The 24,446-nt window shown below is 62.2% G+C and carries 19 protein-coding genes and 3 tRNA genes; 11 read left to right on the top strand and 11 right to left on the bottom strand.

From position 1 onward, the window contains the following. Positions 1–59 precede the first annotated feature (59 nt). On the top strand, positions 60–254 hold the full coding sequence (locus HCN50_RS24875) for a hypothetical protein (protein ID WP_171712510.1): 195 nt from the start codon (positions 60–62) through the stop codon (positions 252–254). 99 nt (positions 255–353) lie between these two features. Here the strand turns inward: HCN50_RS24875 and HCN50_RS24870 are convergent. Further along, positions 354–430 (bottom strand) — tRNA-Asp (locus HCN50_RS24870). A 319-nt stretch (positions 431–749) separates the two neighbouring features. Between HCN50_RS24870 and HCN50_RS24865 the strand changes: the two genes are divergently transcribed. Continuing rightward, a complete protein-coding gene (locus tag HCN50_RS24865) occupies positions 750–1,049 on the top strand; it encodes an HU family DNA-binding protein (RefSeq protein WP_171712509.1) in 300 nt (99 codons plus the stop codon). A gap of 100 nt (positions 1,050–1,149) precedes the next feature. Then, the gene (gene pepT / locus HCN50_RS24860; protein WP_171712616.1) at positions 1,150–2,406 is read left to right on the top strand and encodes a peptidase T; all 1,257 of its coding nucleotides are present in this window, start codon (positions 1,150–1,152) and stop codon (positions 2,404–2,406) included. 12 nt (positions 2,407–2,418) lie between these two features. Here the strand turns inward: pepT and HCN50_RS24855 are convergent, their stop codons facing one another. After that, the gene (locus tag HCN50_RS24855; RefSeq protein WP_171712508.1) at positions 2,419–3,279 is read right to left on the bottom strand and encodes a class I SAM-dependent methyltransferase; all 861 of its coding nucleotides are present in this window, start codon (positions 3,277–3,279) and stop codon (positions 2,419–2,421) included. Between the two features lie 900 nt (positions 3,280–4,179). Here HCN50_RS24855 and HCN50_RS24850 point away from each other — a divergent pair. Next, positions 4,180–4,845 (top strand): hypothetical protein, encoded by a 666-nt coding sequence (locus HCN50_RS24850; protein ID WP_311968203.1) that lies wholly within the window; start codon positions 4,180–4,182, stop codon positions 4,843–4,845. A 171-nt stretch (positions 4,846–5,016) separates the two neighbouring features. Here the strand turns inward: HCN50_RS24850 and HCN50_RS24845 are convergent. From HCN50_RS24845 to HCN50_RS24820, 6 genes are all read right to left on the bottom strand, one after another. Further along, positions 5,017–5,093, bottom strand: a tRNA-Val gene (locus HCN50_RS24845). A 243-nt stretch (positions 5,094–5,336) separates the two neighbouring features. Then, positions 5,337–7,763: an endopeptidase La gene (gene lon, locus HCN50_RS24840; protein WP_171712507.1), complete on the bottom strand. Its 2,427-nt coding sequence runs from the start codon at positions 7,761–7,763 to the stop codon at positions 5,337–5,339. Between the two features lie 310 nt (positions 7,764–8,073). Next, complete coding sequence (clpX, locus tag HCN50_RS24835) at positions 8,074–9,348, bottom strand: ATP-dependent Clp protease ATP-binding subunit ClpX (protein WP_171712506.1); 1,275 nt, start codon at positions 9,346–9,348, stop codon at positions 8,074–8,076. 430 nt (positions 9,349–9,778) lie between these two features. Then, positions 9,779–10,414 carry an ATP-dependent Clp protease proteolytic subunit gene (locus HCN50_RS24830; protein WP_171712505.1) on the bottom strand — a complete coding sequence of 212 codons (636 nt, stop codon included), beginning with the start codon at positions 10,412–10,414 and terminating at the stop codon, positions 9,779–9,781. 295 nt (positions 10,415–10,709) lie between these two features. Then, positions 10,710–12,074 (bottom strand): trigger factor, encoded by a 1,365-nt coding sequence (gene tig / locus HCN50_RS24825; protein WP_171712504.1) that lies wholly within the window; start codon positions 12,072–12,074, stop codon positions 10,710–10,712. Between the two features lie 167 nt (positions 12,075–12,241). Next, positions 12,242–12,326, bottom strand: a tRNA-Leu gene (locus tag HCN50_RS24820). Between the two features lie 137 nt (positions 12,327–12,463). Between HCN50_RS24820 and HCN50_RS24815 the strand changes: the two genes are divergently transcribed. Next, a complete protein-coding gene (locus HCN50_RS24815; protein ID WP_171712503.1) occupies positions 12,464–13,801 on the top strand; it encodes a multicopper oxidase family protein in 1,338 nt (445 codons plus the stop codon). A gap of 10 nt (positions 13,802–13,811) precedes the next feature. After that, positions 13,812–14,900: an enolase C-terminal domain-like protein gene (locus tag HCN50_RS24810; RefSeq protein WP_171712502.1), complete on the top strand. Its 1,089-nt coding sequence runs from the start codon at positions 13,812–13,814 to the stop codon at positions 14,898–14,900. Positions 14,901–15,007: 107 nt separating this feature from the next. Here the strand turns inward: HCN50_RS24810 and HCN50_RS24805 are convergent, their stop codons facing one another. After that, positions 15,008–16,507 carry an NAD(P)H-hydrate dehydratase gene (locus tag HCN50_RS24805; RefSeq protein WP_171712501.1) on the bottom strand — a complete coding sequence of 500 codons (1,500 nt, stop codon included), beginning with the start codon at positions 16,505–16,507 and terminating at the stop codon, positions 15,008–15,010. A 378-nt stretch (positions 16,508–16,885) separates the two neighbouring features. Here HCN50_RS24805 and HCN50_RS24800 point away from each other — a divergent pair, with 378 nt between their 5' ends. From HCN50_RS24800 to HCN50_RS24785, 4 genes are all read left to right on the top strand, one after another. Beyond that, positions 16,886–17,224: a P-II family nitrogen regulator gene (locus tag HCN50_RS24800; RefSeq protein ID WP_027537227.1), complete on the top strand. Its 339-nt coding sequence runs from the start codon at positions 16,886–16,888 to the stop codon at positions 17,222–17,224. A gap of 140 nt (positions 17,225–17,364) precedes the next feature. After that, positions 17,365–18,774 carry a type I glutamate--ammonia ligase gene (gene glnA, locus HCN50_RS24795; RefSeq protein WP_171712500.1) on the top strand — a complete coding sequence of 470 codons (1,410 nt, stop codon included), beginning with the start codon at positions 17,365–17,367 and terminating at the stop codon, positions 18,772–18,774. Positions 18,775–19,033: 259 nt separating this feature from the next. After that, positions 19,034–19,621 (top strand): TRAP transporter small permease subunit, encoded by a 588-nt coding sequence (locus HCN50_RS24790; protein ID WP_171712499.1) that lies wholly within the window; start codon positions 19,034–19,036, stop codon positions 19,619–19,621. Between the two features lie 2 nt (positions 19,622–19,623). Further along, positions 19,624–21,159 (top strand): TRAP transporter large permease, encoded by a 1,536-nt coding sequence (locus HCN50_RS24785; RefSeq protein WP_171712498.1) that lies wholly within the window; start codon positions 19,624–19,626, stop codon positions 21,157–21,159. A 50-nt stretch (positions 21,160–21,209) separates the two neighbouring features. On the opposite strand, the gene HCN50_RS24780 is transcribed toward HCN50_RS24785, so the two are convergent. Then, complete coding sequence (locus HCN50_RS24780; RefSeq protein WP_171712497.1) at positions 21,210–22,325, bottom strand: TRAP transporter substrate-binding protein; 1,116 nt, start codon at positions 22,323–22,325, stop codon at positions 21,210–21,212. A 226-nt stretch (positions 22,326–22,551) separates the two neighbouring features. Continuing rightward, positions 22,552–23,295 (bottom strand): C13 family peptidase, encoded by a 744-nt coding sequence (locus HCN50_RS24775; protein WP_311968199.1) that lies wholly within the window; start codon positions 23,293–23,295, stop codon positions 22,552–22,554. 362 nt (positions 23,296–23,657) lie between these two features. On the opposite strand from HCN50_RS24775, the gene HCN50_RS24770 reads away from it, so the two are divergent. Continuing rightward, positions 23,658–24,188 (top strand): DUF992 domain-containing protein, encoded by a 531-nt coding sequence (locus HCN50_RS24770; RefSeq protein WP_235977194.1) that lies wholly within the window; start codon positions 23,658–23,660, stop codon positions 24,186–24,188. Positions 24,189–24,446: the final 258 nt, after the last annotated feature.

The following is a 24,446-nucleotide window of genomic DNA, read 5'->3' as shown; positions in this document are numbered from 1 at the left end:
CAGATCGGGCGTATGTCTCTCACCAACACGGGACGTCAAAGGCGTCCGGGAGGCACCACATGAACCACTCACTCCACTCGGCGGATCGCAGTACCCATCTGAAGATCGTGGTCGTCGCGCTCGTGGCGGGCATCGCGGTGGCAGCGTTCGGCATCTCGGCCCGGACCGGTGCGGACTATGAGCAGACCGCCCAGGTCGTGAAGGCCGGCAAGCCGGTAGTCGTCACCAGCTCGAGCACATCCACGGTGCGTTAAACGATAGGGTATCGGAATAAAAACGGCCGCCCGGGGGCGGCCTTTTTGCTTGCAGCCTGTTTGCAGCAGTCCGGAGATCGACATCCAGCCATTGAAAAATGGCGCGAGAGACGGGACTCGAACCCGCGGCCTCCGCCGTGACAGGGCGGCGCTCTAACCAACTGAGCTACTCCCGCGGATGCCGTAATCAGATCCTGATCCGCGCAGAACCGAGGGCATAAAGGCCCGCTTCCGCTTAGTCAAGGACGTTGCGAATCCCGGCGCGGGATGGGCAATTCTGCGATTCCGATGCAAAGAACGGCCTGTTTTCGGCCAAAACAGCGTGGGCAGCATTCTTCCGAATCGTTTAAGGCCTGCTACATCTGGGTTTCTTGAAACCGTCCGCGAGCCGATTGCTGCGGATTCCCGGGTTTCAAGTCGCTACATGATGCATTTCCCGGCGCGCCGGCATCGACAACGCGCTCAAAAGCCATTCAAGCAAGGAGGAGGCCAGACATGGCGAAGAAAGCGGCGGCTCCAGCCACCATCACATTGAAGCATCTGGCGGCAGATCTCGCTGAGGAACATGAACTGTCGAAGAAGGCCGCGGAAGCCATACTGACCGACATGGTCGACAAGATCACCAAGCACCTGAAGAAGGGCGAGCGGATCCGCATCGTCGGGCTCGGCATCCTCCAGGTTCGCAAGCGTGCCGCCCGTGTCGGCCGCAACCCCGCGACCGGGGAACCGATCCAGATCAAGGCCAGCAAGAAGGTCGCTTTCCGTGCGGCCAAGGAACTCAAGGAAGCAGTCTGACCGACCGCCCGGCTAACGCGAAAAGCGCCGTTCCGGCGGGGACCCGGAATGGCGCTTTTCTGTTATAGAGCGCTTTCCTGTGCAACTCTTCCGGATCGTCATGCTGGCCTCGCCGATAGCCTTCACCCACGACGTCACCGAGCGCTTCCTGCGCTACGTTGTGATCGACACCCAATCCGATCCGGCCTCGCCGACCTGCCCCTCCACCGAGAAGCAGAAGAATCTGGGCCGCCTGCTGGCGTCGGAGCTGCAGGCGCTGGGGCTCAAGGACGCCCATCTCGACGAGCACGGCTATGTCTACGCGACGATTCCGGCCAACAGCGACAAAAAGGTGCCGGTGATCTGCTTCTGCTCGCACATGGACACGTCTCCGGACTGCAACGGCACCAACGTGAGGCCCCAAATCGTGAAGAATTATCAGGGCGGCGACATCGTGCTGCCGGCCGATGCCACGCAGGTGATCCGCGCGGCCGACCATCCCGCCCTCGCCGACCAGATTGGACATGACATCATCACGACTGACGGCACCACGCTGCTCGGGGCCGACAACAAGGCCGGTCTCGCCGAGATCATGGATGCGGCCCGGTTCCTGATCGAAAATCCGCAAATCAAGCACGGCACCATCAAGATCCTGTTCACACCGGACGAAGAAATCGGCCGCGGCGTCGACAAGGTCGACCTGAAGAAGCTTGGCGCGGACTTCGCCTACACGATGGACGGCGAAACCGCAGGCAATATCGAAGACGAAACCTTTTCGGCCGACGGCGCCACCATCACCATCGAGGGCGTTTCGACTCATCCCGGTTTCGCCAAGGGCAAGATGGAGCATGCGATCAAGATCGCCGCCGCCATCATCGACCGCCTGCCCAAGGACACCTGCTCGCCCGAAACCACCGAGGGCAAGGAGGGCTTTCTGCATCCGATCGGCATCTCGGGCGCGCTGGAGAAAGCCACCATCGGCTTCATCGTGCGCGATTTCACCGAGCAAGGGTTGAACGAAAAGGAAGCCCTGCTCGAAGGCATCGTCAAAGCCGTGATGAAGGACTATCCGCACTCGACCTGGCGGATGGAAGTCAAGCCGCAATACCGCAACATGAAGGAGGTGATCGACCGCCATCCCGAGACGGTCGATTACGCCATCGAAGCGATCAAACGTGCGGGGCTAACGCCGGTGCGAAGCTCGATTCGCGGCGGCACCGACGGCTCGCGGCTGTCGTTCATGGGCCTGCCCTGCCCCAACATCTTCGCCGGCGAGCACGCCTTCCACTCGCGGCTGGAATGGGTCAGCCGCCAGGACATGGAAAAGGCCGCAGAGACCATCGTGCACCTGGCGATGATCTGCGAAGAACGGACGTAGCTTCGATACGAATTACGACGCCCTTGCGGTCACGATCCAGACCGACGCGGGCAGCAGCACCGCATCACCCTTGGCGAACGGCGTCAGCGCCTCACGGATGGAAGCGGCGACGGCAGCGCGCGCGTCGTCCGGCTGCCCCTCCAGCGCCCGGCTCACCGGGCCGATCTGCATCGCGCCCTGCACCGCGCCATCGAGGCCGCGGCCGATCGCAGCATCCAGCAAGAGTGGACACGCCTCCATCTCGACGCCGGTAAAGCCGGCCTCGCCAAGGATGCGGCGCACCCGCGCCTCCGCGGCAAACGCGAACGGCCCGGGATCTTGCGGCCCAAGCTGCGGCAATTTCGGCACGTGCTTGTAGGCAGCCGCAAGCGGCGCCATGAAGAACGGATTTTCGCGCGGCTCGCGCCAGCACGCGAATGCCAGCCGGCCCGAAAGCTTCAGCGCCTTGCGCATGTTCGCAAACGACACCGCGGGGTCGGCAAAGAACATCACGCCGAACCGCGAGGCTAGCACATCGAAACTGTTGGGCTCAAACGGATAGACCGTGGCATCGGCGAGAACGAAATCGATCGGCAGATCCTTCGGCGCAGCCTGCCGCGCCCGCTCCAGCATCGGGCCGGATACGTCGATGCCGAGCACATGGCCCGATGGCGCGACCTCTCGTGCGAATGCGATCGCGGTAGCACCGCTGCCGCAACCGACATCGATGACGCGCTCGCCCGGCGTCAGCCGCGCCCGGTCAACGACGAGGTCGGCGACCGGCTTGAGCAGCACATCCTGCGCCGCCTGCCGCTCCGCCCAGCGTTGGCCGGCCGGCCCATTCCAGTAAGCGACTTGGTCGGCGTTTTGATCGTGGCTTGCCGGTGCTTCCATTTGCACGCTCCTTCTTCGATTTTGAACGCCCGCTCGCGCCTGCGCCAGACCATTCACGCCGTGTCATCGCCGCATCATTGCCGTGATGCCGCTTCGTTCGTTCATGTACCCTAAGATATCGGCCCATAAATACACTTTCGTGCATTCCCTTCGGAACGATATCCCGCTTTTCGCGTGATCTATTGCCGCAAGGCAATGACCGACACTAGCACCTGGAGGGATCAGATGAGTGGAATGCGCAAATATACCTTCGGCGCCGTAGCGGCAGCCGCTCTTTTTGTGATTCCGATTTCGGCCTTTGCTCAGTCCATTGAAATCGGACCGGGAGGCGTCCGCGTGGATCGAGGAGGTGGGCGATGCGAGCAACTAAGGCTTGCCTGCGAAAACAAGGACGCGCTGGGAGAGCGGGGCGAAGGAAATTGCCGCAGATATCGGGAGGCCTGCGGACGACCGGTTCGCAGGGATGTCTGCGCCGAATTGAGATATGCTTGCCTCAACAAGGATGCGTTGGGTGAACGCGGCGAGGGAAATTGCCGTCGATATCGCCAGACTTGTAGAGGACAATTCTAGAGGTACAGTGTTGCGGGGTGGTGCAACATCGCTCGGCACCGCCCCGCGCTGCCACCTGTCAGCATTTTGAGTGGCCGGCGGTGGCGTTTGCGCTGCGGGATCGGAACGTTGGTTCGCTGTCGATCAGGTCCGCCTTCGAGCTTCGGCGCAACAGCAGCGCGACCAGCAGCCGCTTGCAGTCCGTGTCAGACGACTGACGCGCTAACGCCGAATTAATCTCATCAGCTTATTATCGCCGGTAGTTCTCGTTGAGTGTCGCGTAAAGGAGCCGTCGCAAGGGACGATCCAGCGACGGCTCTTTTTTGTTTCACTCATTTGAGGTTAGTGCACGTGACCACGACATCGGAAAAGCAGAGCCAAACCGAACAACCCGAAGCCACCGCACCGAGCAAGCCGTCGAGCCGGAAATCGGTCTTGGCACTGGCGGTGTTCGCTCTTGGAATAAACAGTGCTGCGGCCGTCTATACAATGGCGCCGTCCGATTTTGCCCTGCCTGATCTCAGTAGTTTGGCCGAACTGCTTCCACACCAGAAAGCTTCCGATCCGACACCGGATCCGGCTGTCGCCGCATTGAAGGATATTCAGTCGGCCCAGCAGCAACACGTTACCGCGCTGCAAGAGAACAACTTCTTATTGCAGCAAAACACAGCTCTTCTTCAGCAGGATTCAATTACGCTTGCGTCTCTAAGACAGAGCGTCGTGGATGAGCAGGCCGGCGTGAAGAAGTTATCTGCGCAGATTGCGGATGAGCATGAAGACGTGAAGAAGATCTCTGCTCAGATTTCCAGGCTTATGGCGAAGGTCGACTCGCTGCAAAATGCGATAACCCCGGAAGTGACTTCCTCCATTCGCACAGGGCACGCTCGTAACCGGCTATCCCAAGCGACGCGCAAAAAGATAGTTCGGCAGTCGAAACCTGTGGGACCTGTAGGACCTGTTTCGCTCGGAGGAGCCCCGCTAAGTCTCCCGGCGACCACGCCAAGTCCGCAAGGCTGAAGAAAAGGCTGAAGAACAAGAGAGCGAGGCGTAAGGCTCGGTCCCGCGCCTAGCCGGTACGCCTTCTCTTCGAGATTCGGCGCGACAGCCTTCGCCCTGTGGGGCGAGCATACGTGGCACCACCGCCGCGAAGGCTGGCTTGCCCAGCCATAGCCCGCTAGCCGCGAAGGCTGGTAGGCGGCGAGAGATTCGAACTCCCGACCCTCTCGGTGTAAACGAGATGCTCTAACCAGCTGAGCTAGCCGCCCGTGACCGCCTGTTTAGCCCTGCGGCCCCCCTTGGTGCAAGGGTTGGAATAAGGGTTGACGTATCGGGTGTTCAAACGCCGGGTCCTCAGATCGCCCCGGCAACCCCTTGATATCGCGGATCCACAGCACAGCGGAACGCACCAGATTTGTCGCGCCTGCTTGAGCTCGCCGCGTTGGCGGACGCGTACCAACAAAAACGGCGCCCCCCGGGGGCGCCGTTTATCATTTTGTGACTGATCGGGCTCAGTGGGCGGTCAGACCGCCGCCGGCTTCCTCGCCTGCGTCGGGCTTCACGGCCACCTTGGTGTCCTCTTCCCACACGATCGGCGTGGGCGTGCGGACCAGCGCCTTGGCGACCACCTCATCCAGCCTTGCAACCGGAATGATGTCCATGCCGCCCTTGATCGCATCGGATATCTCCGTGAGATCCTTGGCGTTGTCCTCGGGGATCAGCACCGTCTTGATGCCGCCGCGGGCGGCAGCCAGGAGCTTCTCCTTCAGACCGCCGATCGGCAGCACGCGGCCACGCAGCGTGATCTCGCCGGTCATTGCGACATCGTGCCGGACCGGAATGCCGGTCATGACCGAGATGATCGCAGTCGCCATCGCGACACCCGCCGACGGTCCGTCCTTCGGTGTTGCGCCCTCCGGCACGTGGACGTGGATGTCGCGCTTGTCGAACAGCGGCGGCTCGACGCCGTAGTTGATCGCCCGCGAGCGGACGTAGGACGCCGCCGCCGAGATCGACTCCTTCATCACGTCGCGCAGGTTGCCCGTGACCGTCATCTTGCCCTTGCCGGGCATCATGACGCCTTCGATCGTCAGCAGCTCGCCGCCGACATCGGTCCAGGCAAGTCCGGTGACGATACCGACCTGCGGCTCGCTCTCGATCTCGCCGAAGCGGTACTTCGGCACGCCGAGGAAGTCTTCGAGAGTCTTCTCGGTGACCTTGACCGACTTCTTCTTGGAGATCATCAGCTCCTTCACTGCCTTGCGGGCGAGTGTGGAGAGCTCACGCTCCAGGTTGCGCACGCCCGCCTCGCGGGTGTAGCGGCGGATCATCAAGAGCAACGCATCGTCATCGATCGACCATTCCTTCGAGTCGAGGCCATGCTTGGAGATGGCGTTCGGGATCAGGTGCTTGCGCGCGATCTCGACCTTCTCGTTCTCGGTGTAGCCGGCGATCCGGATGATCTCCATGCGGTCCATCAAGGGTCCGGGAATATTCAGCGTATTCGCGGTCGTGATGAACATGACGTTCGACAGGTCGTAGTCGACCTCCAGATAGTGGTCGTTGAAGGTCGAGTTTTGCTCGGGGTCCAGCACCTCAAGCAGCGCCGACGACGGATCGCCGCGGAAATCGGCGCCCATCTTGTCGATCTCGTCCAGGAGGAACAGCGGATTCGAGGTTTTCGCCTTGCGCATCGACTGGATGATCTTGCCGGGCATCGAGCCGATATAGGTGCGGCGGTGACCACGGATTTCCGCTTCATCGCGCACGCCGCCGAGCGAGACGCGCACGAACTCGCGCCCCGTCGCCTTCGCGATCGACTTGCCGAGCGAGGTCTTGCCGACGCCCGGAGGTCCGACCAGGCACAGGATCGGGCCAGTCAGCTTGTTGGCGCGCGATTGCACCGCTAGATACTCGACGATGCGGTCCTTGACCTTCTCAAGCCCGTAGTGATCGCTGTCCAGCACGGCCTGCGCCTGCTCCAGGTCCTTCTTAACCTTGGACTTTTTGTTCCACGGGATCGACAGCAGCCAGTCGAGATAGTTGCGCACGACGGTTGCTTCCGCGGACATCGGCGACATCTGGCGCAGCTTCTTGAGCTCGTGCTGCGCCTTCTCCCGCGCTTCCTTGGAAAGCTTGGTCTTGGCAATCTTCTCTTCCAGATCGGCCAACTCGTCGCGACCTTCGTCGTCGCCGAGCTCCTTCTGGATCGCCTTCATCTGCTCGTTCAGGTAATACTCGCGCTGGGTCTTCTCCATCTGGCGCTTGACGCGCGAGCGGATGCGCTTCTCGACCTGCAGCACCGAGATTTCGCTCTCCATCAGGCCCAGCACCTTCTCCAGGCGCTGCGTCACGGACAACGTCTCCAGGATGCCCTGGCGATCGGCAATCTTGACGGCCAGGTGCTGCGCGACCTGATCGCTCAGCTTGGCAAAGTCAGTGATCGCCTGAACCACGCCGACGACTTCGGCGGAGATCTTCTTGTTCAGCTTCACATAGCTTTCGAAGTCGGACACGACCGAGCGCGCCAGGGCTTCGGCTTCCACCGAATTGGCGTCGGTATCGGCGAGCGCGATCGCGGTCGCTTCGTAATATTCGATGCGGTCGGAATATTTCTGCACGCGCGCGCGCTCCAGCCCTTCGACCAGCACCTTCACGGTGCCGTCGGGAAGCTTCAGGAGCTGCAACACGCTGGCGAGCGTGCCGACCTCGTAGATCGAATCCGGGCTCGGATCATCGTCGGACGCGTTCTTCTGCGTCGCGAGCAGGATCAGCGCGTCATTCTTCATGACCTCTTCGAGGGCGCGGATCGATTTCTCGCGGCCGACGAACAGCGGCACAATCATGTGCGGAAAAACGACAATGTCACGGAGCGGCAGCACCGGGTAGGCGTGGCTTTCGCCGAGAACGATGGTTGGCCGGGTTTTTGGGGTGGTCATGGCCTTGTCCTTTTGTTTTGCCCCCTTGCACGCAGTCCGCTTGGCTAGCGCAACCGCCACAAGGTGCGGGAGTTCCGGATCGCTCGGCGGCCTTCGCTGCCGCCTCTCACCGGATGAAATTGCGACGAATCTCGAACGTGATTTCCGCCACCATGGGCATTAGGTGGCTATCGGGTATGGGGGTGTCAAGTCACGGAAAATGACCGCAAATTGCGGGTCAACGCGCGAAAAACGCTGGCGTCGACACGGCCGCCGAAGGGTTCGGCGACCGCATTGTCGATAGTGATGAGTTCAAGCCGGCGCGACCGTATCAGGCGCTGGCGCTGCTCTCGACGGCCCGGTCCGAACGGTCCGCGTAGATGTAGAGCGGACGGGCGGTTCCCTCGACGACTTCGCGCGAGATCACGACCTCTTCGACGCCTTCCAGACCCGGCAGATCGAACATGGTCTCGAGCAGGATGCTCTCGAGGATCGAGCGCAGGCCCCGCGCGCCGGTCTTGCGCTCGATCGCCTTGCGGGCAACCGCGCCAAGCGCCTCGTCGGCGAAGGTGAGCTCGATGTTCTCCATCTCGAACAGCCGCTGGTATTGTTTCACCAGCGCGTTCTTCGGATCGGTCAGAATCTTCTTCAGCGAGTTCTCGTCGAGATCCTCCAGCGTCGCCACGACGGGCAGACGACCGACGAATTCCGGGATCAGGCCGTACTTCAGCAGGTCTTCCGGCTCGACATGGCGGAAGATTTCGCCGGTGCGGCGATCTTCGGGCGCCAGCACCTGGGCGGCGAAACCGATCGAGGTGGAACGGCCGCGCGCGGAGATGATCTTCTCGAGACCCGAGAAGGCGCCGCCGCAGATGAACAGAATGTTCGTGGTGTCAACCTGCAGGAACTCCTGCTGCGGATGCTTGCGGCCGCCCTGCGGCGGCACGGAGGCAACCGTGCCTTCCATGATCTTCAGCAGCGCCTGCTGCACGCCCTCGCCCGACACGTCGCGGGTGATCGACGGATTATCGGACTTGCGGCTGATCTTGTCGATCTCGTCGATATAGACGATGCCGCGCTGCGCACGCTCGACATTGTAGTCGGCCGACTGCAACAGCTTGAGGATGATGTTCTCGACGTCCTCGCCGACGTAACCCGCCTCGGTCAGCGTCGTCGCATCCGCCATCGTGAACGGCACGTCGAGAATGCGCGCCAGCGTCTGCGCCAGCAGCGTCTTACCCGAACCGGTCGGACCGATCAGCAGGATGTTCGACTTCGCAAGCTCGACGTCATTGTGCTTGGTCTGATGATTGAGGCGCTTGTAGTGGTTGTGAACGGCAACCGAGAGCACCTTCTTGGCATGGCTCTGGCCGATCACGTAGTCGTCCAGCACCTTGCAGATTTCCTTCGGCGTCGGGATGCCGTCGCGCGACTTCACCAGCGATGACTTGTTCTCCTCACGGATGATGTCCATGCAGAGTTCGACGCACTCGTCGCAGATGAATACGGTCGGCCCCGCGATGAGTTTGCGGACTTCGTGCTGGCTCTTGCCACAGAACGAGCAATACAGCGTGTTCTTGGAGTCGCTCGTGCCAACCTTACTCATTCCTGTCTCCGTCCGCCGTTCGATCCGTTACCCGATCGACCCATTCCGGCACTCACGCCGGACCTGAAGGTAGATAGAGCAAATTCCGTACCAGAAAAGACCCTAACTCAATTACCCACCGTGCGAATCACGGCTTCTCGAATCCCCCGCGATCTTAACCCAGCCCACACAGCCAACCATGCTGACACCCGACTATCAAGAATTCGCTAATCGGGGCCCGAATGGCTACCCGTGACAATACCGTGATTTGTGGCGTTCGCACGGGGAGAAGTTGACGAAATCGACCGAGCGTTGCGGTATTGCCACGCCGCAAAACCGCACGGAAGCGGAACTTTCGGCCCGTGCGGAGGCACGGGCACGCCGCTTTCGGCCATATTTGCCGGCTCAACCAACCGTTAAGGTGAATGCGGCGTGTCCGCTACCCGTTACCTTACGGGACTTTCACCGGCGTCACTTCTTCCGGGCGCTTGTCGATCACCTTGTCGACGATGCCGAAGTCCTGAGCCATGTCGGCGGTGAGGAATTTGTCGCGCTCCAACGCGTCCTCGATCGCCTTGTAGGTCTGTCCGGTGTGCTTCACATAGATCTCGTTGAGGCGCTTCTTGAGATTCAGGATCTCCTGCGCATGCAGCATGATGTCGGTGGCCTGGCCCTGGAAGCCGCCGGAGGGCTGATGCACCATGATGCGCGAGTTCGGCAGCGAGAAGCGCATGTCCTTTTCACCGGCCGCGAGCAACAGCGAGCCCATCGATGCCGCCTGCCCGGTGCACAGCGTCGACACCGGCGGACGGATGAACTGCATGGTGTCGTAGATCGCAAGACCCGATGTCACCACGCCACCGGGCGAATTGATGTACATCGAGATTTCCTTCTTCGGATTTTCCGCCTCAAGGAACAGGAGCTGCGCGACGATCAGCGTCGACATGCCGTCTTCGACCGGACCGGTCACGAAGATGATGCGCTCTTTCAGAAGCCGGGAGAAAATGTCGTAGGCGCGTTCACCGCGGTTGGTCTGCTCGACCACCATCGGAACGAGGTTCATGTAGGTCTCAACGGGATCGCGCATTAGTTACCCCAAGGGTTGGTAGAGGGTTAGGTCAAGAGCAGGCGGGGACGAACATCCATCGCTTCAGTCGGCATGATTGCCGCGCGCGGACGAACGTCCCGTGATGCAGACTTCAACTCAGAACTCGCTTCTGCGAGCCGCTCACAGATATGAGCCAATTTCCTCCCGACAAGGCCGGACAATCGCAAGCCGAACGAGGCGAGTTCAAGCTGATTCGCAGGCGATCTCATAGCGACGGGTGCCTGGGCCCCGCCGCTTTCGCCGCTCATCATTAACGTCCGCCTGACCGGATCGATCAGGCTGCGCTCTTCTCGTCGGCCTCGTCGTCCTTGAACAGGTCCTCGCGCGTGACCTTCTTTTCGGTCACGTTGGCCAGTTCGAGAATGAAATCGACGACCTTGTCTTCATAAATCGGCGCACGAAGCTGGGCCAGCGCATTGGCATTGTTGCGATAGTAGTCCCAGACTTCCTTCTCGCGGCCGGGCATCGAACGCGCCCGCTCGATCACCGCACGGCCGACTTCGTCGTCGGTCACGGTGATCTTGTTCTTCTCGCCAATTTCCGACAGCACCAGACCGAGCCGGACGCGCCGGTCGGCGATCTTCCTGTACTCTTCCTTGGCCGCCTCTTCGGTGGTGTTCTCGTCGGCAAAGGTCTTGCCTGAGGATTCCATTTCGGCCTTGATCGAGTTCCACATCAGGTTGAACTCTTCCTCGACCAGCGACGGCGGCGCCTCGAACTTGTGGCTGTCGTCGAGACGGTCGAGCAGCGCGCGCTTGACGCGCTGGCGCGTGGCGCCGGCGAACTCGGCGACCAGACGCTCGCGCGCGGCTTCCTTCAGCTTGTCGAGCGATTCCAGGCCGAGCGTCTTGGCGAACTCGTCGTCGATCTTGGTTTCACCGGGCGCTTCGATCGCCGTTGCGGTGGTCTCGAACTCGGCGGGCTGGCCGGCGAGCTTCTCGCTGGCGTAGTTCTTCGGGAACGACACTTTCAGCGTACGGGTCTCACCAGCCCCGATGCCTTCGAGCTGTTCCTCAAAGCCCGGGATGAACTGGCCGGCGCCGATCACGACCTGGATGCCCTCGCCGGTGCCGCCGTCGAACGGGGTGCCCTCGATGGTGCCCTTGAAGTTGATGGTGACGCGATCGCCCTTCTCGGCCTTGGCGCCCTCGCCCTTTGCCGCATAGGGACGGTTCTGATCGGCAATCCGCTTGATCGCCTCGTCGACCTCAGCATCGGTGACTTCCACCACCGGCTTCTCCACCGAGAAGGTCTTGAAATCGGCGAGCTGGATGGTCGGCACCACCTCGATCGCAACCGTGTAGGTCAGATCGGTCTTGCCGGCGAGCAGCTCCTCGACCTCTTTCGTCTCGGTCGGCATGGTGATCTTCGGCTCGGTCGCGAGGCGGAAACCGCGCTCGGTGAAGATCTGCGTGTTGGTATCGCGGATGGTCTGGTCGATGGCCTCGGCCATCACCGAGCGGCCATACACCTTCTTCAGATGGGTGACCGGCACCTTGCCGGGACGGAAGCCGTTGAGGCGCACCTTGTCCTTGAGATCGACCAGCTTGGCATCCGCCTTGGCGTCAAGATCCGATGCGGGAACGCTGACCTTGAACTCGTGTTTCAATCCCTCGGCGAGGGTTTCGGTGACCTGCATTGTGTCAATCTTCTTCCGCTTGCGCCGGGCCAGAAGCGGCCCGGCAGTGTCAACTATTCGAGGCGCGGCCTTGGCAAGCCTGACGCCGGTGGTTCGGCGGGCTTTCGTTCCCCGGCGTGGGAAACTGGCCCTCCAGTATTCTTATGCAAACGCTTGGATAGAGCGCTTGGTGCGGGCGGAGGGACTCGAACCCCCACAACTTTCGTCACTGGAACCTAAATCCAGCGCGTCTACCAGTTCCGCCACGCCCGCGTGAAAAGCATCCATACCCGGCCGCGATGCCGCGGGCGGCGGGCTTATAACATGAGCCACCATCTCCGCAGCAAAAAAATGGCCCTTTTTGACAGCACCGGGGCAAGGCGTCACAGCTAGCATGGATACATCAAAAAATGGTCCGCATCGGTCCGATGGCAAGTCCCAAACTCCCGCTGAATAGACGCGACCTAATGGCCGGTTTGGGAGCCGCCGCGCTCATCCCGGCATGGCCTGCCACGGGCCGGGCTCAAGGACAGGTTCAAGCGGGGCTGTCGGTCGCGCTCCAGGCCCGGGCCGACGCCCTCGCCTTGCGTGACGGCCCGCCGACGCCGGTCTGGTCGCTGCAGGGGCCGGAACTCAGCTTCAAGCGAGGCGACACGCTGGAGGTGGCATTCGCCAACGAGCTACCCGCGCCTGCGGTACTGAACTGGCGCGGAATCGACGGCGCCTCGGCGGCCGAACCGCTGACCGGCCGCGCGCCGCTCGCCGCGGGTGGCAAGCAAAGCCTGCAACTGCCGCTGCGCGATGCCGGGACCTTCTTGTGCGACCTCGGGCTGCTCGGAGACGGCCAGGCGCGGCCGCCGCGGGCCCGAGCGGTGGTGGTCCGCGAAAGTGAGGCCATCGCCGTCGATCGCGACGAGGTGCTCTTGATCGAAGACTGGCGGGTCCTCCCCGACGGCACCGCGATGGCGCCCGGCGTCGAGCCGAAAGACGCGATGCCGATTCATACCGTCAACGGCAGAACTTCATTCGAAATCTCAGTCCGAACCAATGAGCGCGTCAGATTCCGCTTTATTAGCGCGTGTCAACGCGCTGTTATTGCAACGAAAATAGAGAATTTCGACGTTCGCGTGATGGCTATCGACGGCCAGCCGTCCGAGCCGTTCCAGGCCCGCAACGGTGCACTGGTGCTGGCGCCGGGCAGCCGGGCCGATGCCTTCATCGATGTGACAGGGCCCGCGGGCACTTCCTCGGCAATCCTACTTCACGACGGCAAGGAGGCCCGCCCGGTTGGCAAACTCGTCGTCTCCAGCGAGCCGCCGATCCGCCCCGCCCCGTTGCCGCCGGCCCCGCCGCTGCCGTCGAACGGCTTACCCGAGCGGATTGAGCTCAAGGGCGCAACCCGGGTTGATCTCGCCCTTGGTGGCGCCGCGGGCGATTGGATGACACCGGCCGGCTTTACCGCCACGAGCGCCCCTGCCTTCCGCGCCAAGACGGGTCGCACCGTGGTGCTGGCACTGACCAACCGCGCCGCCATCGCCACCGTCTTCCACCTCCACGGCCACCACTTCCGCCTGCTCGACCGGCTCGATGACGGCTGGAAGCCGTTCTGGCTGGATACGCTGGCGATCGAGCCCGGCCAGACCCAGCGCATCGCCTTTTTGGCTGAACATGCCGGACGCTACTTGATCGAGTCCGCCGCGGCCGACTGGGCGGCGCCGCGGCTGGTGCGGTGGTACGCTGTCGAATGAGGAGCAAGCCATGAGCAAACCCATTCCCGCGATCCGCAGCGTCAAGGCGCGCGGCCTTGTCGTGCCGCTCAAGCGTCCCGTGAAGAACGCCTTCGGCGTGATCGATGTCGGCCCGCTGGTCCTGATCGACGTCGCGACCGATCAGGGCGTTACAGGTCACGCCTACATTTTCGCCTACAGCAAGCTGGCGCTGAAGCCCCTGGTGCACCTGGTCGAGGAGATCGGCCGCGAGTTGATCGGCAAGCCGGTGGCGCCGGTCGATTTGATGAAGACGATGGATGCAAAATTTCGCCTGCTCGGCTGGCAGGGTCTGGTCGGCATGGCGGTATCCGGCCTCGACATGGCCTATTGGGATGCGCTCGGAAAGTTGGCCGGCAAGCCGGCGGTTGAACTGCTCGGCGGTTCACCAAAACCGATCCGGGCGTATGATAGTTATGGCGTGGTCGATCCCGTGGCCGATGAGAAGGCGCTGCGCGATTCACTCGAACAGGGCTTTCGCGGCATCAAGATCAAGGGCGGCGATGGCGATGCCGCCAACGACGAGCGCGTGGTCAAGGGCGTTCGCGCGCTGATCGGTCCGGACATCGCATTGATGATCGACTTCAACCAGTCGCTCGATGCCGCAGAAGCCACGCGCCGCATCGCCCGTCTCGAACCCTACGACCTGCACTGGATCGAGGAGCCGGTGCCGCAGGAAAACCTCTGCGGGCACGCCAAGGTGCGCGAGACCTCGCCGACGCCGATTCAGGCCGGCGAAAACTGGTGGTTCCCGCGCGGCTTTGCGGAGGCAATCGAAGCTGGTGCCAGCGACTTCATCATGCCCGACCTGATGAAGTGCGGCGGCGTCACCGGCTGGCTGCAGGTGGCAGCCCAAGCCGAGGCCGCCAACATCCCGATGTCGAGCCACCTGTTTGCGGAAGCCAGCGCCCACATGCTGGCAGTGACGCCAACCGCGCACTGGCTCGAATATTTGGACTTCGCCAGCGTCATCCTCGCCCATCCCGCCGAGATCGTTGGCGGCACGGTAACCGCGCGAGGGCCAGGTCTTGGGCTTGAATGGAACGAGGCCGAGGTGGCGAAGTACCTGATCTTGTATTGACGCAGTGTCGTCCGATGGGGGAGCGCAAGCGATCCCCATCGCCTCTCCGCGCGAGGACTTGATGGGTTTCGCTTGCGCGCTCTACCCATCCTAGGGATCGGGCTGTTCTAATACTCAATCCCCAACCCATCATAGATCCGCCTGAACACGGCGGGCAGCACCTCAGGCAAGTCTTCCGCGATCAACCCCGGCCCCGCTTCGCCGGCGGCCTCGCCATGCATCCAGACGCCAATGCTGGCGGCCTCATACGCCGGCACGCCTTGCGCCAGCAGGCCTGCGATGATCCCGGCCAGCACGTCGCCGGCGCCGGCGGTGGCGAGCCAGGGCGGCGCGTTAAAGGCGATGCTGGCGCGGCCATCGGGCGAGGCCACCACGGTATCCGGCCCCTTCAGCAGCACCACGGCGCTTGCGCGTTGGGCGGCGTCGCGCACCCGCTCCAGCTTGGAGCGACCGGGATGCTTGTTGCTGATGTCGCTGAAGAGGCGCGGAAACTCGCCTTCATGCGGGGTGAGGACCACCTGCGGGTCCTCGCTCGCCTTGATCGCCTCGAACAGCCGGTCCGGCGCCTCGGCAAAGCTCGTCAGCGCGTCGGCGTCGAGCACGAGGCAGCGCTTGGTCGACAGCGCGGTGTGAACGAAATCGCGCGTGCGGGGGCCGATGCCGGCCCCCGGGCCGATCACGATTGAACTGAGCCGCCTGTCATCGAGCATCTCGGCGAATTGGACGACGTTATCGACGGGGCGGACCATGATGGCCGTCAGCGCCGCGGCGTTGACCGCGAGCGCATCGCGCGGCGAGGCTACCGTGACCAGCCCGGCCCCTGCCCGCAGCGCTCCACGCGCCGCGAGCCGCGCCGCACCGGTCGACGCCAGCTCCCCCGACAGCACGACGGCATGGCCGCGGGCATATTTGTGCCCGTCGATCGCAGGCACGGGGAAAGATTTCTGCCAGTTCTGCGGAATGTTCTCGAACGTCTGCGGCCGGATCTCCTCGAGCACATGCGCCTCGATGCCGATATCGGCGACGCGCACGCGTCCGCAATGTTTCCGCCCGGGCATCAACAGATGCGCCGGCTTGCGGCGAAAGAACGTCACGGTTTCGACGGCATTGATCGCCGCGCCCATCACGGCGCCGGTGGTCCCATTAATGCCGCTGGGCAGATCGACCGCGAGCACCGGCGCGCCGTTGGCGTTGATCGCCTCGATCATCTCCAGCGGATCGCCCTTGATGGGACGATTGAGCCCGGCGCCGAACAGCGCATCAACGATCAGGGCCGGCTTGCCGATCGCCTGTGGGTTGAACGGCAGCACCGGATACTTCCAGCCGCGTGCGGCGAGCGCGGCATCGCCCTGCAGACTGTCGCGCTCGCAGAGCAGGATGACGGACACCTCGCGGCCGCGCGCGGCGAGTTCGGCGGCTGCGACGAAACCGTCGCCGCCATTGTTGCCGCGGCCGGCAACGACCACGATCGGCCCCTCCTCGACGAGGTCCATCGCGGCTTCGGCCACCGCCTGGCCCGCGCTCATCATCAGCGCGAAGCCGGGCGTGCCGGCGGCAATCGTGAGCCGGTCGGCACGCTCCATCTCACCCGTGGTCAAAACTTCCATGCCGAATCCTCGATCCGTCAGCCTTTTCTGGAGGCATATTCCGTCGCGTCCTGCGGCCCGCGCCACCTCGTTTGCACACCAATTGATCGATTTGCCTATTTTGCAGGCTTCGCTATCATGCAACGGTCGGCGCAACCTCTTTCATTTGCCTGTTAAAAGTCTGATAACGTTCCGAAATCAGGCGCATCAACAACTTGGCATAGACCCTGCTTTTCAGGAAGCGGTTACGAGACCGGGCTCAAGATCGTCGCAGTCAGCGGCAATAATGAGCAGTCCGGCTTTGCCGGATGCAAGGATCAAACCAGACGGCGCCAGGGAAATTCACCAGGCTGCGACATCGACCTATCTGCAATTTTGGAAATGCCCGGGAGGCGCTCAGTGAAGAAGATTGAAGCGATCATCAAGCCATTCAAGCTCGACGAGGTGAAAGAGGCGCTTCAGGAGGTCGGACTGCAGGGTATCACGGTCACCGAGGCCAAAGGTTTCGGCCGGCAGAAGGGTCATGCCGAACTCTATCGCGGTGCGGAATACATCGTCGACTTCCTGCCCAAGGTGAAAATCGAGATCGTGATTTCGGACGAACTGGTCGAGAAGGCGATCGACGCGATCCGCCGTGCCGCCCAGACCGGGCGCATCGGCGACGGCAAAATCTTCGTCTCCAACATCGAGGAAGCGATCCGGATCAGAACCGGCGAATCCGGGCTGGACGCTATCTAAGCCGGGTGGTATCCCGAATTTTGCGGCTAAAAAGCAAGAAAAGGGCTGCTTCAGCAGCCCGATTTCGTTCGCGGCATCTCTAAACGATCGTCTGCGAAATGTCGCGTCCTGGAAACCGTCCGTAGCCAAAAGGGGTATTCATGAAGACCGCCAAAGACGTCATGAAGTCGATCAAGGACAACGACGTAAAATACGTCGATCTGCGCTTCACCGATCCGCGCGGCAAGTGGCAGCACGTGACCTTCGACGTCAGCATGATCGAAGAGGACACCTTTGCCGAAGGCCAGATGTTCGACGGTTCCTCGATCGCCGGGTGGAAGGCGATCAATGAATCCGACATGAACCTGATGCCCGATCCCGTTACCGCGACGATCGATCCGTTCTTCGCCGAAACCACCATGGTCATCATCTGCGACGTGCTCGAGCCGACCACCGGCGAGCCCTACAATCGCGACCCGCGCGGCATGGCCAAGAAGGCCGAGGCGATGGTCAAGTCGATGGGCGTCGGCGACACCGTGTTCTTCGGCCCCGAAGCCGAGTTCTTCGTGTTCGACGACGTGCGCTACCAGACCACTCCCTACAACACCGGCTTCAGGCTCGATGCCTCAGAGTTGCCGATTAATTCGGACACCGAATATGAGGGCGGCAATCTCGGTCACCGCATCCGCACCAAGGCCGGCTACTTCCCGGTTCCGCCGCAGGACTCGGTGCAGGACATGCGCTCGGAAATGCTCGGCGCCATGGCCAAGATGGGCGTCAAGGTCGAGAAGCATCACCACGAAGTCGCTTCCGCCCAGCACGAGCTGGGCATGAAGTTCGACACGCTGACGCTGATGGCCGACCAGATGCAGATCTACAAATACTGCATCCACCAGGTCGCGCACATCTACGGCAAGACCGCCACCTTCATGCCGAAGCCGGTCTATGGCGACAACGGCTCGGGCATGCACTGCCACCAGTCGATCTGGAAGGACGGCAAGCCGGTGTTCGCCGGCAACAAATACGCCGACCTGTCGGAGACCTGCCTCCACTACATCGGCGGCATCATCAAGCACGCCAGAGCGATCAACGCCTTCACCAACCCGTCGACCAACTCCTACAAGCGTCTGGTCCCTGGCTATGAAGCTCCGGTGCTGCTCGCCTACTCCGCGCGCAACCGCTCGGCCTCCTGTCGCATTCCCTACACGGCAAACCCGAAGGCCAAGCGCGTCGAAGTCCGCTTCCCCGATCCGATGGCCAACCCCTATCTCGGCTTCGCCGCGATGCTGATGGCCGGCCTCGACGGCATCAAGAACAAGATCGATCCGGGTCCGGCGATGGACAAGGATCTCTACGATCTGCCGAAGGAAGAGCTGAAGCAGATCCCGACCGTATGCGGCTCGCTTCGCGAGGCACTGGAAAACCTCGACAAGGACCGCGCGTTCCTGAAGAACGGCGGCGTGTTCGACGACGACTTCATCGACAGCTTCATCGAGCTGAAGATGACCGAAGTCGAGCGCTTCGAAATGACCCCGCACCCGGTCGAGTTCGAGATGTATTATTCGCAGTGATCCTGCGCGGCGCTCGCGCTGCGAGGTTCATCGTCCATCAAGGCGAAAGGCGCTCCTTGCGGGGCGCCTTTTCTTTTTGCAGTTCGTCTGGCGGCTGGATGGCCGTCCGCGGGCCTGGGCGGCGACGACGGCTATCCAGCCGCTGGCGCCGAGATCGCCGCTAAAGTAACATTCTATCGACCGCTCGACGGGGACTGATCGATCGCACTGGATGGTGCGGCACGGGTCCACGACAGGGGCTGCCTCTGAGGGTCAGCTGATGGCCAATGCAATGACCAGCGTCTCCTCGCCGCCAAAGCCGACGCCTCCCCGGGGCTATTTGGCCGTTATCCGCACCATCGACAAGTTCACGGATTGGAGCGGCCAACTCTTCATGCTCCTCATCATTCCCCTCGTGTTCGCCAACGTTATCGAGGTTTTCGCCCGCTACTTGCTGAAGAGTCCCACCGTCTGGGCGCTCGACGTAACGACCATGTCGTATGCGGCCCTCTTCATGCTGGGATCGGCGCTGGCGCTTCTCAAGGGCGCTCACGTGCGCACCGACATGCTGTGGGAGGGGTTTTCGGACCGCACCAAAGGCATGATCGACAGCCTCGCATTCATCCTGTTCTTCCTGCCGACGATGGCCGTGCTGTTCTACATCTCGATCGATGACTTCCTTTACTCGATCTCGATAGACGAGCGCTCGAGCTCCGGGGCCTGGACGCCGATATTATGGCCGCTGCGCGGTGTTATTCCGCTCACCGCGTTCATGCTGTCCCTGCAGGGCATCTCGGAGCTCATGAAGAGCCTGTGGGCATGGCGCACCGGCGAGTTTCTGACTAAGCACGAGAAGATCGAGGTCTGAACATGAGCTATTCCGAGCTCCTGGGCCTCATCATGCTGGTCTGCATGGTCGCGGTCATCTTCATCGGATTCCCGATCTCCTTCACGCTGCTGTTTCTCGCGATTATCTTTGGCGGCTTCGGACTGGGCTGGGAGCAGACCTTCAACCTGAGCTACCTGCAGATCTGGGGCACGATGAAGGACGAGATCTTTCCGGCCGTGCCGCTGTTCATCTTCATGGGATACATGACCGAGCAGGCCGGGCTGATGGAGCGCCTGTTCGGCGCGATGCGCAGCCTGCTCGCACCGGTACGCGGCTCGCTCTATCTGGCGGTGATCCTGACGGCGACGATCTTCGCCATGGCGACGGGCATCGTCGGCGCGGCGGTCACGGTGCTCGGCATCATGGCCGCGCCGATGATGATCAAGACCGGCTACGACGCCCGGCTGTCCTCGGGGGCCATCGCTGCCGGCGGCACGCTCGGGATTCTCATTCCGCCCAGCGTCATGCTGGTGGTGATGGGCCCGGTCATGGGCGTTCCCGTCAACCTGCTGTACTCGGCCGCGTTCGGCCCCGGCTTCCTGCTCGCCGGCTGTTACATCGCCTACACGCTGACCCGAAGCTTCCTGGCCCCCAAGCTCGGCCCGGCCATGACGGTCGAGGAGCGCGTGGCCGCCTACAAGGAGATGACCACAGAAAAGGTGGGAATGCCGGTACTGATCCTGGCGCTTCTCTGCCTCATGGCGATCGTCTATCTGCTTGTCTACCTGTTGCTCGGGGCTACCCGCGCGCCGACTCTTCCGGTGACGATCGGCGGGATCAGCGTGTCGATAGCGGCACTGGCGCCGGCACTACTGACGGCGTGGGCCTATGTCCGCAACGCCTATTTCCGCGCGATCGTGCTGGGCGTCGCACCACTCAGCGCGCTGATCGGCTTTACTCTTGGCACCATCGTCGGCGGCTTGGCAACGCCGACCGAGGCTGCCTCCTGTGGAGCGTTCGGCGCCGCCATCCTGGCTCTCGTGTACCGCCGGCTCAGCGTGCAGTCGCTCACCAATGCCGGCATCGGCACGATGGTGACCTCCGCCATGGTGCTGTTCCTGGCAGTGGCCTCAACCGTGTTCGGTGCCGTCTTTACCAAGCTCGGCTCGGCCAATCTGATCACCAACTACCTGCTCGCCGTTCCCTTGGGCGACTGGTGGAAGCTCGCCCTCATCATGGCGATCTTCTTCGTGCTTGGATGGCCGTTCGAATGGCCCGTGATCATCCTGGTGTTCCTGCCGATCGCCCTTCCGGTGGTGGAAAAGCTGCAGTTGGGCCTCGGCAAGCTCGACCTGCTGATCTGGTTCGGCACGCTCACCGCCGTCAACATGCAGACCGCTTATCTCAGTCCGCCCGTAGCCATGTCGGCCTACTATCTGCGCAACGTCGTGCCGAACTGGAGTCTCGCCACGATCTACAAGGGTATGGCCGACTACATGGTGATCCAGGTCTTCGTGCTCATATTGCTGCTGCTGTGGCCGCAAATCGCCCTGTGGCTACCCCATGCAGTAAGATAGCAAGAAGGGGTGGCGCGGCCGCCGCCCATCGGTTTGATGCTCTCCTGGTGCTACTTGCCCTCCTTCGGCGGCCAGTAGTAGTCCGCCTGAAAAGCGTAGGGCGGGAACATGAAGCGCTTGGCCGGCACCACCTTGGCGGCATAGGCCCTCTGGGAGTCGTAGACCTTCTTGAAAAACGGATTCTTGGCCGACTCGGCGGCCGCGAATTCATCCCAGGTCTTGAGGAAAGCCTGGTTCACCTCCGGCGGCGTGGTCAACAGCTTCACGCCGTGCTTCTCCGCAAATTCGGCAATCGCATCCGCGTTCTGGCGCTGGTAGCTCGCCCACCAGCGGAGGAACGTCTCTGAAACCGCCGACTTGATGGCCTCCTTGTTCTGGGGCGGGAGGCTGTCCCATACTTCCTTGTTGAAGGCGATCTCAGCCACCGATGCGCTCTCGTGCATGCCAGGCGTGTAGTGGTACTTCCACACGGTATGCAGCCCCAGCCGCTGGTCCTCGATGCCGCCGACCCACTCGGCACAGTCGATGGTGCCGCGCTCGGCCGCAGGCAGTATCTCGCCGCCCGGCATGTTGACCACGGCCATGCCCATCTTGGAGTAGAGCTCGGCGACGATGCCCGTCTGTCGGCACTTCATGCCCCGGAAGTCGTTGAGGTCCTTGATCGGACGCTTGAACCAACCGAGCGCCTGCGGGCTCGGCGGCATGCTGGGAAAGGCGACCAGGTTGAGCTTGAGCTCCTTCTGGTAGAACTCGTTCCACAGATCGAGGCCGCCGCCCTCGTAAACCCAGCCGATGAAATCGACAGGATCCATACCGGCGATGCCCGCGGGGGTATTGGCGAACAGGGTCGCAGCCTTGTTCTTGCCGAACCACCAATAGGAGATGCCCCAGGCGCCGTCGATGACCTTCTTGTGCGCTGCATCGAGAATCTCGAACGGCGGGACGATGGCGCCGCCTGGCAGGGCCTCGATCTTGAGTTGGCCCGCTGTCAGCTTGTCCACCCGGTCAGCGAAAAACTTCAAGGCATCCTGCGTCGTGGATGACGGGGGCACTGCCGATTGGATCTTCATCGTTCGAGCCTGCTGCGCGTGCGCCGTGACGGCTAGCACCAATGTGGCAGAGACTGCAGCGACCAGAGCCATCCGCGTAAGCGAACTGATTTTCATTGTTTAGCTCCTCCCTAGCGTTGAGTATTTTCCTCCCTCTAACACCGTCTGCAGGCGAGCCCATCGGGGCTCCGCCCGCGAACAATCCTACCGCAGATGGGATGGCTTGGCTGCACATCTTTTGACGCGCTCCATCAGCTCCAATGACCATGACGTCAACGGAGCGCAATTGCACTGTCGCGAAATCATCCGGATGCAGTTTCCGGCACACAGTCGTTGGCCTCGCTCAAGGACGCGCAATGAGCAACGGCTGTACGTTTTCGCCGCCTGACATCAGGGGATTAGATGGCTCGAAGCGCTCGCGCAGTTCCCGCTTTTTGACGAGCGCGCGCGCAACAACAAAAGCGTCCTTCAGCGTGTTAGCCTGCCGGAGTGCGATATTGAAGAAGGCATTTCCGAAATAGGTCCACTTGGCTTTGTCCTGACAGCCGAATGACGGATGGTCGGCATCGGCCGCCGTGATTACGAGCGTATCGGGATTCGCGAGACGAGGAACGAAGACCCCAGAATAGCAGGCCGAGATGACCACCACCTTATATCGCATGCCGGTGCGCGCCAGCATGTAGGCGAGATTGGACGGCGTGAGCGTTTGCTCAAGCCGGCCCGCTTTGACTGCGAGGCCTGCGGGCGAGCCATGCGAGGTTAGGATCAAAAGCAGAATGTCGTTCTCGGCGTCCATCCCATTCGCCGCCGCTTGCAAGGACGTGGCCAGGCCTTCAATCGTCGCACCTCCGCCTTTCTTCGAATTGTATTGCACGCGGATCGGGCCGCCGCCGAAGCGGCTTGCCACGACCTGTGCTGCCCCGGTCGCCTCACTTCTAAACACGCCCTGATCGCCGAAAAGGCCGAAGGATACCACGCTCACCCTGCGCGCATCCTTAGCGGCGTGCACCGTCGAAACCGACGACACAACGGTCACAACAAAAGCGACAAGCAGCGCGCTGAGCCAGTTCATCCAGCGTGGGTGCACGACTTCACCTCTTGCCCCAGTCCATCCATGTGCGACAACGACCGTGCGTCAGGCCAAGCAGTTTACCTGCGGCCAATCAGCCATGGCCAGCTAGAACCATGTCACCCTCAGCCGCAAGTATGAGGGTAGTCCAGTCCCATTGCCGGCAATGCCGCGATTTTGCCCGGCTGAACGCTGCTAAGAATTCGGTCATATGGCTGCAAGCGATCGCTGGACCATGTTTCTACGGCCGGTCAACCGTCCAGCACATCCAAATGATCTACCACCTGAAGGGCCGTTATAGCCGAAGCGAGATCTGGAACGGGAACATCGCGATGTCGCTGTGCGTTGAGGGGGTCCATTGCATCGATGGAGGAACGCCCATGAATTATACAACCCTTAATAGAACATCGTTGAGTGGTCTCGCAACCACATGTGCCGCCCTGGCGCTCGCCCTTACCATGGCTCCGGCCACGGCTCAGGACACCGGGCGGACGAGGGTCGGCACGCTCACCTGCAACATAGCGCCCGGTGTCGGCCTTATTGTCGCGGGCCAGCGGCAACTGAGCTGCATCTACACGTCAGCAAGAGGCAGAGGGCGCGAAGCCTACGAGGGCACCGTCAGCACGCTTGGCCTCGACATCGGTGCCACGACCGGCGGCCAGTTGGCCTGGGCGATTTTTGCGCCCACCACGTTGCGCCGGGCGGCATTGGCGGGAACCTATACGGGCGCGACCGCCGGCGGCACGGTCGGCGCCGGAGCGAGCGCCAACGTCCTGGTTGGAGGCTCGGACCGCACCGTCATCATGCAGCCGCTGTCCGTGCAGGGACAGACGGGCGTGAACGTTGCCGCAGGCGTATCCACAATGGAGCTGCGGCCGGCCGCAGCTCCGGCACGTCGCACGGCCCAGTGACGACACCATCGCCGGTGAGCTAGTCGGCGGCTTGCCGCCGGGATCATTGTCGCAAGATGCGAAAGGCGCCCCATTCGGGGCGCCTTTTGGTTATTCAGCAAGCGTAGCCTGGATGAGCGGAACGATAGCTTCGGGATTGGCACCAGACCCGCATGTCGCTGCGCTCATGCGGGCTACTTTGCCGGTCGCCAGACCCTCGGCATGGCATGTCCTCTTCATCATTCGAAAGCGAACGTACGTCTTGAGGCTTAGCGCTGG

Origin of the sequence: Bradyrhizobium archetypum (assembly GCF_013114835.1) — a bacterium.
Classification (GTDB): Bacteria; Pseudomonadota; Alphaproteobacteria; order Rhizobiales; family Xanthobacteraceae; genus Bradyrhizobium; species Bradyrhizobium archetypum.
The sequence above is the reverse complement of the archived record's forward strand: the minus strand, read 5'-3'. Positions and strand labels throughout refer to the sequence as shown.